General features: G+C 60.1%; 11 protein-coding genes and 6 pseudogenes. 8 read left to right on the top strand and 9 right to left on the bottom strand.

Features of this window, described 5'->3' with window-relative positions; translation table 11 throughout:
* Positions 1–487 precede the first annotated feature (487 nt).
* Positions 488–901 (top strand): ParB/Srx family N-terminal domain-containing protein, encoded by a 414-nt coding sequence (locus tag J4G43_RS56485; protein WP_049807993.1) that lies wholly within the window; start codon positions 488–490, stop codon positions 899–901.
* An 893-nt stretch (positions 902–1794) separates the two neighbouring features.
* A pseudogene (locus J4G43_RS54510) lies at positions 1795–2256 on the top strand (hypothetical protein); the annotation flags it as partial.
* Here J4G43_RS54510 and J4G43_RS54505 read toward each other — a convergent pair.
* The 4 genes and pseudogenes from J4G43_RS54505 to J4G43_RS56475 form a co-directional block, all read right to left on the bottom strand.
* Positions 2241–2492, bottom strand: a complete 252-nt coding sequence (locus J4G43_RS54505; RefSeq protein ID WP_028154263.1) for a hypothetical protein — start codon at positions 2490–2492, stop codon at positions 2241–2243. The pseudogene J4G43_RS54510 and the gene J4G43_RS54505 overlap by 16 nt on opposite strands.
* On the bottom strand, positions 2471–2734 hold the full coding sequence (locus tag J4G43_RS56480) for an AAA family ATPase (RefSeq protein WP_353558832.1): 264 nt from the start codon (positions 2732–2734) through the stop codon (positions 2471–2473). Before J4G43_RS56480 ends, J4G43_RS54505 begins: the two co-directional genes overlap by 22 nt.
* A 29-nt stretch (positions 2735–2763) precedes the next feature.
* Positions 2764–3141 (bottom strand): annotated as a pseudogene (locus J4G43_RS55235) (hypothetical protein); the annotation flags it as partial.
* A gap of 67 nt (positions 3142–3208) precedes the next feature.
* Positions 3209–3373: pseudogene (locus J4G43_RS56475) on the bottom strand (AAA family ATPase); the annotation flags it as partial.
* Positions 3374–3871: 498 nt separating this feature from the next.
* Here J4G43_RS56475 and J4G43_RS54495 point away from each other — a divergent pair.
* From J4G43_RS54495 to J4G43_RS54480, 4 genes and pseudogenes are all read left to right on the top strand, one after another.
* Positions 3872–4783, top strand: coding sequence for a hypothetical protein (locus J4G43_RS54495; protein ID WP_049807992.1), 912 nt, complete (start codon positions 3872–3874; stop codon positions 4781–4783).
* Between the two features lie 354 nt (positions 4784–5137).
* Complete coding sequence (locus J4G43_RS55815; protein WP_309249060.1) at positions 5138–5590, top strand: DUF2188 domain-containing protein; 453 nt, start codon at positions 5138–5140, stop codon at positions 5588–5590.
* A gap of 311 nt (positions 5591–5901) precedes the next feature.
* Positions 5902–6387 (top strand): hypothetical protein, encoded by a 486-nt coding sequence (locus J4G43_RS54485; protein WP_028154266.1) that lies wholly within the window; start codon positions 5902–5904, stop codon positions 6385–6387.
* A gap of 534 nt (positions 6388–6921) precedes the next feature.
* A pseudogene (locus J4G43_RS54480) lies at positions 6922–7173 on the top strand (IS5/IS1182 family transposase); the annotation flags it as partial.
* A gap of 82 nt (positions 7174–7255) precedes the next feature.
* On the opposite strand, the gene J4G43_RS54475 reads toward J4G43_RS54480, so the two are convergent.
* From J4G43_RS54475 to J4G43_RS54460, 4 genes are all read right to left on the bottom strand, one after another.
* Entirely contained in the window at positions 7256–7939 is a 684-nt protein-coding gene (locus J4G43_RS54475; protein ID WP_208089831.1) for a C48 family peptidase, read from the bottom strand.
* A 303-nt stretch (positions 7940–8242) separates the two neighbouring features.
* Entirely contained in the window at positions 8243–8599 is a 357-nt protein-coding gene (locus J4G43_RS54470; RefSeq protein WP_028154558.1) for an RNA-dependent RNA polymerase family protein, read from the bottom strand.
* Positions 8600–8816: 217 nt separating this feature from the next.
* A complete protein-coding gene (locus tag J4G43_RS54465) occupies positions 8817–8966 on the bottom strand; it encodes an integrase core domain-containing protein (protein ID WP_370167449.1) in 150 nt (49 codons plus the stop codon).
* Between the two features lie 119 nt (positions 8967–9085).
* Entirely contained in the window at positions 9086–9229 is a 144-nt protein-coding gene (locus tag J4G43_RS54460; protein ID WP_155258293.1) for a hypothetical protein, read from the bottom strand.
* Between the two features lie 1293 nt (positions 9230–10522).
* Here J4G43_RS54460 and istA point away from each other — a divergent pair.
* A pseudogene (gene istA, locus J4G43_RS54455) lies at positions 10523–11902 on the top strand (IS21-like element IS1631 family transposase); the annotation flags it as partial.
* A gap of 493 nt (positions 11903–12395) precedes the next feature.
* Positions 12396–12539, top strand: a pseudogene (locus J4G43_RS54450) (WGR domain-containing protein); the annotation flags it as partial.
* A gap of 96 nt (positions 12540–12635) precedes the next feature.
* Here J4G43_RS54450 and istB read toward each other — a convergent pair.
* Positions 12636–13397, bottom strand: coding sequence for an IS21-like element ISFK1 family helper ATPase IstB (gene istB, locus J4G43_RS54445; protein WP_011090937.1), 762 nt, complete (start codon positions 13395–13397; stop codon positions 12636–12638).

Below are 13397 nucleotides of genomic sequence, written 5' to 3'. Positions count from 1 at the left end.
CAGTCGGCCAGGATTCCGTCGTTGACCGGCCTCCCTCCGCCGGCGCGCCGGTAACCCAGGATCGCGGCACGCGTCTCGAATTCGACAAGCCGCGCATACTGGGGTGGGACGGCGTATTCAGATCCGCGTTCCGCCCTGGAAGGCGACGCCATGTCGTGACGATTTCGACGGGACGACCAAGTACACGACGGCGCCTCGGACAAAAGATCGTGAGCGACTACCAGACGCTGCCAATGCAGAGCGTCGCGCGCTGACGATCAGGTTCAAGCGTGAACGCGAACTGAATCCGAGTCTGGACTGGACCGACTGGCTTTCCCAAAAGTTGCAATTGACCACTGCCGCGCGCCCTGCGTTGAAATCATCCTGACGCTTGCCCGCGTGATGCCGAAGCTCCCCCAGCTTTGGTGTCGGGCATCGGGCGTGGTTTATGACGCAACTGACTTCGAACCGGCCTCGCAAGATGGCCGGTTCTTTTTTGGCCGGAGCCATGACCGAGATCGCGCGCATCAAGATCGAGTATCGGCTGCTCGGCTCGCTCAAGCTCAACCCGCGTAATGCGCGACTGCACAGCGACAATCAGGTCGCCGAGATTGCGCGTTCGATCAGCCGATTCGGATTTCTCAATCCGCTGCTCGTCGACAGCGATGGCACGATCATCGCGGGCGAAGGCCGATACCTGGCCGCGCGAAAGCTCGGTCTCCTCGAGGCGCCGGTCATCGAGCTGACCGGTCTTTCCGAAGCGCAGTGTCGCGCGCTCGCCCTTGCCGACAACCGCATCCCGCTGCCGGTGGTCCGGCGGCTCGTCGGATACGGGCGCTTCGACGGGGTCGAGACGGCCCGCGTGATGGCACGTGTCTACGCCGCGGCGCGCCTGCTGGTGGACTTCTTCCAGCCGTCATAAGGGGCGTGAATCGAGTGCTGAGTGACACAACATGTGACAGTTTAGCCACGCCAAACGGCCGGATGTCGCTGATGTTCACGATCTGCTGGGCGGCGCAGACTCCGCGATTTTTAGTGGGCGAGCCGCCAGTTCTCTAATTACATCGGGAGAATACAAAAAGACGCCGACCTGCTTCCGACCGCTACTAAAAAACGCGTTGCCAGCAACTGGTACGCGACCTTCCTTTGACCACCGCCGCAATTCGGCTGAGGTGATGGAGAGTATCTGCTCGACCATCTTCCCGCCAGGAGACGATGGCCGATCTGGCGATCTGCCTCGACCATATTCGCTTTTGGCGCAAACGACGAGGTGTTCATACCGTCGCCCTATCCAGTCAGGATTGATTGGCAATGACCTGACATGACTGCATTCGGTTGAAGACGGCTTATGTTCGAGGCCAGACAATAAACACGCGAGGCGCCCCGCCCGGCCGGCGCAAAGCATGCGAATTCGTCTCTTTGGCAAAGTTGGCACGTGTGATGCTGAGAGCTGGTGTGGGTTCAGTTCACCGCGCGTCGGTCACTGCCGGCGGACAGTCGCATCGGACGCGGTGGGCTCCCAACAATTTTCTGATCTAAGGGCAGCACAGAGCGATGAATGGCGGGACGCGTATGGCTACGGAGAATCGATCCGGCCAGAATCGGTTGGTGGAATGTCAGCCGATCGACGCGATCACGGCGATCGATCGCCTTGCAAGATCGGATCCAGAGAGGGTTGCGCTGAGGGTCGGCGCAGATGAGCTCACCTACAAGGCGCCGCGATCAAGATCGGATGCCCTGGTAAAAACGTTACGAGAGCGTGGCGCTCAGGGCGCGCGTCGGCTAATGGGGTGAGCGGACCTCGATTGGGCGACGGCGGTCGTCGCAATTTTGAAGGCCGGATCAACATACCTGCCGCTCGATCCATCGTTACCGGCATCGCGTACATCATTCATGATCGAGCAGAGCCGCTGCGCCCTGATTATTGGCCCAAATCAGCTGGAATCGCTCAGCCTGTTCCAGGCGAATAGCAAAGGCGCCACGCAATTCATGCCGATAGAGGCGGCGCTACGAGATGATGGCCAGACTTCGTCTGTCGTACCATCATCAAACGAGGATGGACACGATTTAACCAGCGCATTGATTTTGTCGGCGGCGGCCCCGTGTTGTTGGACCTTGGAGCGTAGCGCGGCTATGGCCCCTTCCAGCTTCTCGACTTTCTCCTTAGCCGCAGCTTCCTTCGCTGTAGCATTCGAAATCTCGCTGACGTGTTTCGCATATTCGTCGGCGCTGGTAGTTACGAAATGGCGACGAATTGCTTCTCAAGCCTTTTTCTGATGCTCGTTGAACCTGTCGACCATGTTGGCATCCTGCTTGAAGATCGCATTAAGAGCGTTACAGCTCTCTTCGAGCAGCTTAATGCGAGCCATCACCTCTATCACCGGGGGGAGCGGTATCGTTACTGGACGGGTCGGCGTGTCCTTTCGCTCCCGCAACGCGCTTAATACCGTCACCATCAGCGGGCTGACATCATCCAATGATGCGGTGAACGTTAGGACGGCAGCTTCAAACATGTTGCGCGGCAGTGTTCAGTTCGATGACGAACTTGGGAAAGCTTGTCGTCAAAAGTCGCTGTGAGCAGCGCTTTTCGCTGGTCGGTAATTGCTTGGCCGCAATGCAGGCACGACCTTAAATCGTGTTCGACATGGTACTCATGTCCTTGCTTGACCCAAGGGACCATTCGCGGATGCACATCCAGCCCTTCGAGGGCGATGCTCCCAGTGGATTTTGGAGCGAGCTCAACGGCGGCCTTAATCGTTTCCGACAGCGCCGAGACCGGAATCTCTATTGCTTGATCTTCGCGGGCGGTTCGGATCGCGCACAGGTCGCGGCTGCCGCATCAAGATCCGCATCGCTGAGCTTGCCACCCGCTAAAGTCCCCAGCTTATCAACGTCGGCTACAAACTGCGGTGCCTCGTATCGAGTGGGCTGGCGTAAACGCTCGGAGACCGTTCGCGCGAGAACCTTCCTGTACTCGGTGAACGCCTTCTCGCGTTCCTTGAGCAGCTTGGCCTCGCCTTCGTGCTTCGTTCTCGCCGCTGGTAGGGTAGTTTCGAGCGCTTTCAACTGCTCCGCTGCCTCGGCTTGGTCGGCGCCAATATAAAAGACAGGGTTCGCCACGCCAGCTTCCCAGCGGAGGTTCTCGGCGATGAAATCGCCGTTGAAAACACAGACGCACTAGGCCACTGAGTGCCTTAGGATAGGTAAATTTCGCCCCGCTGGACAACTCGATTTCGAATGTGCAGCCTTCGGGAAGTCGCTCCTGTTTTTTGCCGTGTTGAAGCGCCGCTAATATGCGGGAAAGCGTTGACTTTCCCGAGCCATTGAATCCGTAGAAAAGATTGTATCGCTTGAGATCAAGGCTTGGAGTGGTGGCTTTACGCTCCGCCAACACGGCTGCGCCCTTGAGCAGACGAATGTTCTCGATGATCGCCACGGCCGCCTCCGCCTCCCTTATGGCTAGAGAGGATTACCGGCACGCAATCTGAGGTGGTAACGAGGGGCAACCCTGCCAAAAGGCGGCATCTCCATTGCACCGCGGCCGGATCAGGTCGATCCATTGGTTCGTCATCCACCTTCGCGCTTGGTCTCCGCCGACCTGCTGGCGGCTCTTCCTCGGTCATGGCGTCGCGGAGGTGGTGTAGTACCGGGGCTTTGGAGCAGACGCTGGCAATGCGGCATCTCGTGCTGACCTGGATCGGCGTGCTCGACTAGCCACGGTTCGTCTGCGTGACCGACCAAGCCTGGTAGGTGCCTGCCGGGTCTCTCCGAGGATACAATTCGACAGAGTATTAGAAATAATGCAGGACCAGATTCGAAAATCTTGATAGGCGCGTGCTCCTGTTTGCGCAGAAATCGGGGCCGACTAAGTAACACTTGAGACGAACGCGTCATGGCCGCCGATCCGAAAACCGCATCCCTCTACTCGCGAATGCAGAGCTACGGCACCCTGACCGAAGCGCCGCGCGACGTGCCAGACGCGCGCTTCGCGCTGCCGGCGACTGTCCACTGGATGCGCGCGCTCGCGATCCTAACTGTCGACCAAAAGCTCGACTTCGCTGCCGGTCGAAGGTTCTACGCGAATGTTCACGCGCGCGGGATGCCAGATCGCCAGCTCAACACCGTGCGTGAGCAGCTTTTGTTCGTCCTTAACCAGATAGCTGCGCTGCAGGCGCTGACGGCTACGACGAGCAAGGCGGACGTGGCGCGAACGGCTATTGTTGCCTGGTACTACGGTGTCTACAGCGCAGCTTCCGCCATGACGGCAGCGATGGACGCTTCCTTCCAGGACAATCACGCGGAGACCGCCAGGAAGTGGCAGGAGCGCTTCCCTGCCAACAACCTGGCGATGCATCCCTTCGCGGATTGCCTGTCGAGCGTCATTCCGGCAACTGTCGAGACCGAACTCGCGACAGTGAAGGTAAGGGGGCAGCACTCGTTGGTCAACAAACCCACGACTGCGCAGGAAGCCTGGGGCTGTTGCGCGGAGTATCTTTCCGGGACGGCGGGCTGGGAGCGATCGAACGTCGAGGAGAGGGTGAGGGAAACGGCCCAGTTCAAGGCGCTGGGAGTTTCCGATTTCCGGACGAAGGCGGCGCGTGAACTGCGCGACATCTCGTACGCCCGTCGCGGCATCAGTTTCCTTCACCAGGCGTCGCGCTATCGCGGGAAGGCGAACTACCGGGACGCCATCTACCTCGCCTATGGGACCTCCGTACCGAACCAGTTGTCGGGTTTCGTCGACGACATGCTTATCGTACTGAAAGGGTTCGCCGCCATGGCCGGCGCCTACTGCTCTCTGTGAGTGGGCAAGACCGCTTGGATAGACTTCGCCGACGATCTAGATCGCAAGAGGGCGATTTCGATATCCCCGAAGTATATTTGGTGGCCGCCGGGGCGGGTTGGCCTGGAAACACGCCCGTGTTCGGCAAGAGGACGCATCAACGACGGCAGCGGATTAAGGCGCCGGGTGCTCTCGGCGCGCCAAGCGGCGTCAAATGGAATGAGACTGAGACGCCGCGCCAACTCGCGATGGCCTGATACGAACGCTTGCCGCCGGCTTGCCTGCGGCAAGCAGGCGCGGCGCGGCAATCGGCTGCTTCCTTGAACTCACGACCACGGAAGATACAGCGCGGCGAACAGCACCAGGACGATTAGAATGCACGCCCACGCGATTGCTAGCGCCTTATCCATCGGCCGATTCCCCCGATCTCGGGCGCGCTTCAGGTCCATCATCGAGCGCTCAGCCTGCTACACAAATGTGTACTGCAAGAGGCCAGCTCGGCTCCCACCCAATCCGGTAGTTGAGGCGACCGCGTCAGGTTGCAAACTCCCTCCCGGCGTGGACACGCGTTTCCAACCTGGGGAGAAGGACCTTATGGCTCGTATTCAACATATCGTCACACTCCACAATGACGAATGGACGGTCGTCGTAAATGGCAAGCACTCCGCCCCATACGCTACTCAAAAGGAGGCAATCCGCGCCGCGGTCGATGCCGCCCACGCGGACGGAAAGGCAGGGCACGACGCTCAGGTTCTCGTTCAAAGGGAAAACCACCAATTTAGAATGGAGTGGACATATGGCCACGACCCATACCCACCAGCCGGCTAATCGCGGACCACATGAGATCGGCGCCGACCAATCCTGGCTCCGGGGGCCGACGTGGCCAGCCTTGCTAACTCCGAGGGCGACGGCTGGTGGTAGGGAAAGTGCTTTCGGGGGCGTGAGCGCCGAATCACGTCCGCGCTGGCCGTTTTTCTCAGCTTTGATGGCGCGGCCGTCCATACATCGAGGATCAGCCGCGCCCTTTGGCGAGCCCCGGGCTAGCCCCGAAGTAGTCGATTGGCCTTCGGGTAGCTATCGCGCCCGCATAGGTTGAGCATAAACTCCCCTGTGAGCACCAAAAGAATGGAGCATTGCCAATGAACATCGATCTCGCGGCGGTGCTTACCAAGTTTCAGAACATCTCGCCCGGTGCATTTATCAAGCTCGATATCTCAATTGAAGGCGGATCATTCGGCATTTTTGTAGAGGACGGCCACGGCAATCAGGGCATCGTTACCGTTCCCGCCACGCCCGCCCCACAAGACCAAATCGCGTGGCATCAGCAGGGCGGAATATCACACCGAACACTTATCCACTTTCCGACCGCGCTTCTGAGGCCGGCCCTGTCGAGCGCTGCCGTGCCAGGTTCTGCAGCGGGCGTGCCCTTGGTCTGCGTGGGGAACAAGGCGTTCGTCGCAGGTCAACAAGATCGGCATCACCGTGAATACTTCAACATCGATACGGGCAAAGCCGAAAAGGTGGCTTTAGATGACGCGGTGTTGTTCACGGAATGGGCCGTGGGGCATGTCGTCGACGGAAAATTCGAAGAAATCTACAGATACCCTCTGCCTGGTACTTCTTAAAGAGGAGCGGCAAGCCGCTTGAAGTCCCCCGCCTTTCAATCCGCTGTATCTGCACCAACGGTGCGAGCTGGAATCACTGCTTCCAATCACAGTCAAAGGAACCTGATATGATCCCTATTGAGGAGTCCTTTATTCGAGCGATAACGTTGCTTGACGGACCAAAACCGACCGAGCAACGGGCTGAAATCGTCGCCCACCTGGATACTATTATAGACTATGCTCGCGACGATGCCGAGGAGCGCCTAGCCCATAGTTTCAAAGCGATGGCCCTGAACCACCTCGACAGTATCGGTCGAGATACGTCGACCATTGTTGAGGAAAAAATGGAGCTGGCTCTGATTGCCACCGAAGAATTGATTATAGCTATCGTCGAGCGCAACCGGCGGGGAATAAGATCCGAGCGATGTCCATGCAGGGATCTTGCAACTGGGCAATACGGGCGGTGGTCGCGATTAGGTGCTCATGAGCGACGACGACCTCCAATGACATGCACGCAGCGCCATCGGAGGCAGTAATCTGACGGCGGCGGCGCGTGGAGGCCTTCACGCCGAACTCGTAAGGCGCGCTGGCCTTGCCGATGCACTCCACCTCCGGTGGCATGGAAGATGGGACCTCGGGCGCTGCTACCTCAAAGGCCGCGCCGGCGATGCCGCCAACGTCGTCCTCTCAGCCGTCGGACACAACTTCCGCCGCATCCTCGCCTGGCTGAGATATCTCTTGTGCCTGTTCCTGGCCCAGCTATGGCGCACGCTCGCCCGGCCAGCCTCGATCAATCCGGCTTCTTAACGGACGACTCGATACGCCGCCTATCTCAATCCGTCATCACCCAGTTTCCCGCATAGCTCTCATAGGAGCAGTTGACCCCTTATCAGCCCCTCAGTCGGGTTTGCAGTGCCGGCCGACTGACGCTGAGGTTGCTAAGGTTCTGCAGGCCTCGCTGGCCTGCCACCAACCCCCTAACCAGCGCTCGCGTGCCGTCCACGACAAAGACGCCGCAATCCCAGCCGTTCTGCTGCTGGGCCATGCCGGCTTGCACCGAGTCGCCGGGGAGGCCCAGCCTTCCTGCCAGATGGTCTGCAGACGTCTCGTTGAATCCCCAGAAGGAATCGTAGTGATAGGCAATCGGCGAGTTCCGGTCGCGACGATCAACGAACAGCAGCGACCAATGATTCCCTTGGCAACGAGGATCTGTAGGATCGGCGTCGTTCACTGGCAGGAACAGGAAGTCGGCTGTATCATTACCGTTGTCATCATAGACGATGCGCTGCAATGCGAGTTCCACGACGGTATCGTTGGGAGAGCGCAGCAGATTATGGGCCACAGTAGGATCCACCAACCGCGTCCGGGCGGCGATATCCAGGGTGGGGATATCCAGAGGGTGCCTCAGCAAATCCTGCTCCAGAAGCTGGTAATCCCTGAGGATATGCTCGTCGCCCAGCCATTGCTCGTCGCCCAGCCATTGCTCGTCGTCGAGCACCAGCCCGCGGGACGAGGCTGTCGGATTCAACGCCACGATCTGAGCATCGGCGGATGTGCTCGGAAACACCGGCACAGGGGCCGGCTTCGTAGCAAAAACTTACCTGCCGGTCACCCTTGCCAAGCTTCTTTGCCAGCTTGTCGATCTGATCGGCGCGATTGGGGATGATCCCCAAGTTACGAACTTCTCCGCCGCGCATCGCTTCGGCCACTGCAACCGAAATCGTCGCCTTGTGCACATCCAGCCCCACGAAAATGCTACCGTTCATCAGGCCCGCTCCCCATGCTTGAGGCTCGGCGCCGGACCATCCGGCGCAACCCTCGATAGGAGCTTGCCGCGGGGCGGGCCGCCCGTCACCTCAGAGGGCGAACATAGGGTCTAGTACAAGGATGTGTATGTCGAGATGCGATAGCTGAGGAAGGGCACTCCCTTTGAAGCGGCGTGAACTCCACTGTTTTCGGGCGACACGGCGAGCTTCAAGGCGTCCGTCAAGAACCGTCCGACGCCAGCCATGATCTCACACGCTTCCCGCTTGCTCCCGATCACGCCGATGAGGAAGTCGTCCGCGTAGCGGCAGGAGTGGAGCCCTTTGAAGTTGGGGTTTATCGGACCGACGGAAGGCACCTTCCGTCTCTCCTTGTTGACGGCTTTGATCTCTGCGAGTGCAGCGTGGATCTCGGCCTGATCCGCGCCTTCGGCACGGAGCCGTTCAATTTTACGGCGGAGACGGAGCACGCGCCGTTCCAGCGCGGCATAGCGCGGGAATGGGCGTCGCAGCTTGAACCGGTTCGTTAGTTGAAAACTGACTGCACCTGATCCCTTTCTATCACGCTGCCACAGACTCTGTCTGCCACAGCCTTCGCGGCCCGCATCCGTTCGCGCCAGACCGCCATCGGCGTGCGATACCCGTGCGCCTGATGAAGGCGATGATCGTCGTAGAAGGCGATCCAGCTCACAACCCTGCCTTGGCCTCGCGGCCGTCGGTATAGCCCTTGAGATAGATGTCCTCATGCTTGAGCGACCGCCACAGCCGCTCGATGAAGACGTTGTCCATCCGGCGACCGCGGCCATCCATGGAGATATTGATCCCTGCGCCCGCCAACGCGCCGGTGAAGGCCGCACTGGAGCCTGTCCGACTGGATCGGCATGCATGTCAACCTGTTCAGGTATCTCGGCGCCGTGCCGAAGTTCGTGATCTGCGAGATAATCTCAAGGCCGCCGTTACAGCAGATACGTGCGGTCAGTCGCCGGCAGAATGTCGATGCGGCCGACCGACTGCCTCGCATCGGCCATGACACCACGTAACAAAATTTGCAAATGCTGCGTCATGCGGTCGATCTGCTCCGGCGCGCCATCGACTGGCATCAAAATGCCAGCGGAAGCTCCCATCCAGAGCGCAAACCTCAAAGGTCAGCAAATCGCCGCATAGGGCTGGGCCAGCTCTGTGGCTCGTCATCAGATCGCCAGCGACGCGCCATCGCTGATTCCAAGGAAGTCGGGCGATCAGGTGACGACGAACCGCCAGGACGTCGTTTCCCTCGCCCGGCGCTTGAACCTGACGTTACGTCACGTCGTATGGAGAATGGCCTCTGGGCTTACAATTCGGCGCTGCGCGCGTCGGTCCACACATGCAGCCAGACCAACCTTCAACAACTAAGGGGTTCAAACGATGCTATTCTTCTTTTTGCTGTCGATCGCTTTCGCTGTCTTCGGCACAATTTACACCGTCAGCGCATGGCTCTCCCGCCGCCCGCGCAGCCGCAACTTCGTTCGTCCGACACAAACGCCTAAGCGGAGAGCGTTCTAAACTGACAATCAAGCAAGGTACCTCGTTGCGATACTCTCGATGAGGGAAAATGCCATTGTTGCCTCCTCCTGAACATTCCAGTTCGTGGTCGAGCGGGTGCTGTCGCGTGGGCAGGTCGCGGACTGAGTCTATCACAATAAGCCGGGCAAGGGGACGGCGTTCGGTGCATCATCGCGGGCGGCGGTGACGAGGTCGAAGGCCTCGTCCGCCGTCCAGGCTTCGGCGGGATAGTTGCCAGGCGCCTCACCGCAAGCAAGGGGCATATTAAGGGAAATGTTCTTGGCATTTGCGGATCAGCCTAACTTTGGATGATCAGTTTCACGTAACCTGTTACTGCAACAAACAGGAATATTCCGTCCGCTATCTCCACTAGCAGCGCGCCGGAGCGAACCTGACCTGGGTGTCGGGATTGACCCGACGACGGGCGATACCCTGAGCTTGCCGAAACGTGGCGAGATCGAGCTCGCATTCTCCTGGCTGAATATGCGATGCAACGTCTACAAACTCGCAGGTGCCGTCCTAGCGAGCGATGGCGAGCGAGGTGATCAAGCAAGTTGGCGCATTCTGCGCGATCGAGAGGGAGATCCGGGGCCGTCAAGCGGCAGGCCATCGGCATATTTGGCTACGCTGTAAAAGTATGCACTTGACCTGACACTGGCTCTCCGTCGTGGCGGGGTGTCCGACGAAGATTTGTGTCCGGCACCTACGCCCCGTGGGTCGGTCAAAATCCCCCGGGTATGGTCACTTGAAACTCCCCCACCTGATGATCGCCGTCAGCGCCGCTGAACAGCAGTAGCCGGTCAGGCAGGACGTTTATGTTCGACCCCTTTAGCCAGCAAGGGGCCGGGGAGTTGAACGTCTTGAAGCGACATCTGCAAAGCACCGTACTTACATTACTTGATCGCAACACCAGCCAGCGCGAGATTCACCGGCTGACGGGTGTCGATCGCAAGACGATCCGGCGTTATCAGGCGCTGCGGGCCGGTGCGGAGGCAAATTCCCCCGGGGAAGTGACCACCGGCTCGGTGAGCGCGGACGGCCAAATTCCTCCACCCCGACCACCGGCTTTTGGGACATCGGAAGCGACGGTCACCAGCAGCCTGGCCCGTTCGGCTTGCGAAGCGCATCGGACGTGGATCGAAGAACAGGTCCGGCTGAAGCGGAACGCGCAGGCGATTTACCAGGACCTGGTTGATCAATTTGGCTTTCCGTCCAGCTACCAGAGTGTCAAGCGGTTTGTGCGCCGGTTGCGGCACGCTGATCCTGAGCAGTTTGATCGTCTTGAGTTTCTCCCCGGCGAGGAAGCTCAGGTCGACTATGGCGAGGGCGCGCCGACGGTTGATCCGAAGAACGGGCGGTACCGTCGTCCCCGCCTGTTCGTGATGACGCTACGCTACTCGCGGCGCAGCTTCCGGCGGGTAGTCTGGAAGTCCAGCCAACAAGTCTGGGCGCAGCTCCACGAAGAGGCGTTCCGGTATTTTGGCGGGGTCCCCAGCTATGTCGTGCTCGACAACCTGAAGGAAGGCGTCCTCAAGCCGGATTTGTACGAGCCCCAGCTCAACCCGATTTACAGCGCGATGCTGGCTCATTACGCCGTGGTCGCCGATCCCGCGCGCGTGGCCGATCCAAATCGGAAAGGATGCGTCGAGAATGCGATTCAACATACCCAGGGCACTGCGCTGGCCGGACGGCGCTTCGAGACGCTGGAGGCGCAAAACGAGTTCTTGAGGCACTGGGAGGAGAACTGGGCTTCCAAACGCATCCACGGCAGCACGCGCCGTCAGGTCGAGGCGATGTTCCAGGAAGAGAAGCCGCACCTGCGGCCGCTGCCTGTCGCTCCCTTCCGCATCTTCACCGAAGTCGTCCGGACTGTCTGCGACGACACCACCGTACGCGTCGACAACAGCTATTACGCCGCGCGGCCCGCGCCGATCGGCAGCCAGGTCGTCGTGCGCATCTACACCACCACGATCGAGATCCGTGATCGCCACACCCGTGCGCTGCTGCGTGTTCATTCCCGGATGGCGCACCCCGGTTCTGTCGTCCTGCCGACCAGCGAACGGCCGTTCAACCCGTCGCGGCAAACCGCCGTGCTGCTGGCGAGCGCCGAGCGCATCGGACCGCAGACCAGGGCCTTGTGCCAGCAGGTGTTCGACACCGAAGGGCGCCCCGGACAGCGCGCGATGTGGGGCATTGTCGGGCTGGGCCGGAAGTATTCGGCGCGGCTGGTTTAAGAGGCCGCGCGCTTCTTCAACACCCCATAAGGTTGGTCGGGCTGCCAGACGCAGGTCGGCGATGTCCGACCACATCGCGCGCTTGATTTTCTGCAGCAGCACCGGCAAAGAAGTGCCCGGGTGTCATTCCATAATTCACCCGTGTCCGGACTTCGATTTCCCGTTCGTCCGCAATTGCTCCGTCGATCGCCTCAACGGCTGCACCGATGTCACCTAGTCAGCTTTCAAACCTTGCTGAGGCTGCTGGATCGACAATGCTTGGACCGAGCTCCGGCGCGATTCAGTGAGCTTCTCGATCAGTTCAGACTGCGGTCTCGGTTTTGCCGCGAGACGGTGGGGTTCAAATCGGGCCGTGGAGCCTCCACATCATCGCCACAGTCCGAAGACACCCGCCTGGTGCAATTGATGTAGCGAGAGAATGAATCGTTTGGCCCTGATCGATTCATAGAAAGCATTGGACCTCGCTTCCACAGGAAGCGAGAATCCATGCATGCCGAACCTCAAGCTAGGGCCGCTTCACCTTCGCCGCATCGACACCACCCGCAACATGCGGCGGTTTTACTTGCTTTCGATCCAACCGACCTTGTTCGGCGGGGTCTCGCTGATCCGCAACTGGGGCCGGATCGGCACGACTGCGGATTTCACGGATCGTGAGCATCGATTTCGCGCGATCGTGAGCACTGAATTCAGACGATCGTGAGCAGCCCGCTACGGCCGATGGGAGATAGAGTCAGTGTTCTGGTTGGCCGTCAAGGGTGATGGTTTTGGCGCTGCGTTTTCGCATGCTTTCTCCGGTGAGCTGGAGGCGGTGGGCGTTGTGGACGAGGCGATCGAGAATGGCGTCGGCGACCGTGGGGTCCCCAATGGCTCCATGCCAGGTGTCCACGGGGAGCTGACTTGTGACGATGGTGGATGCGCGGCCATGGCGGTCCTCGAGGATTTCGAGCAGATCGCGGCGTTCCGCGGCGGTGAGCACCGATAGTCCCCAATCATCCAAAATCAGAAGCTGAGCGCGGCCGAGGCTTTTGAGGAGCCGAGCGTAACGTCCGTCTCCGCGCGCGAGCGCGAGCGCCTCGAACAGCCTTGGAACGCGATGATAGAGGACTGATCGGTTGTCGCGGCAGGCCTTGTGGCCGAGCGCGCAGGCTAACCAACTTTTGCCCAGGCCGGTTGCCCCGGTGACGAGCAAATTCTCGTGGCGATCGATCCAGCGACCTTCGACGAGTTTGGCGAAAACGGCGCGGTCGATGCCCCGCGGGGTGCGCAGATCGACGTCCTCGACGCAAGCAGTCTGGCGCAGTGCGGCGATCTTGAGGCGCGTGGTGAGCCGCCTGGTGTCGCGTTCGGCGGCTTCGCGGTCGACCAACAGGCCGATGCGATCTTCGAACGGCAGGGCTTCGAGATCGGGCGATCGGCGCTGCTCCTCGAAGGCCTTGGCCATTCCGGTCAGGCCAAGCTCGATCAGCCGTTCGTGGGTTGGGTGGTTAAGCAT

The organism is Bradyrhizobium barranii subsp. barranii, assembly GCF_017565645.3.
Classification (GTDB): domain Bacteria; phylum Pseudomonadota; class Alphaproteobacteria; order Rhizobiales; family Xanthobacteraceae; genus Bradyrhizobium; species Bradyrhizobium barranii.
This window is presented reverse-complemented; position numbering and strand designations above follow the sequence as displayed.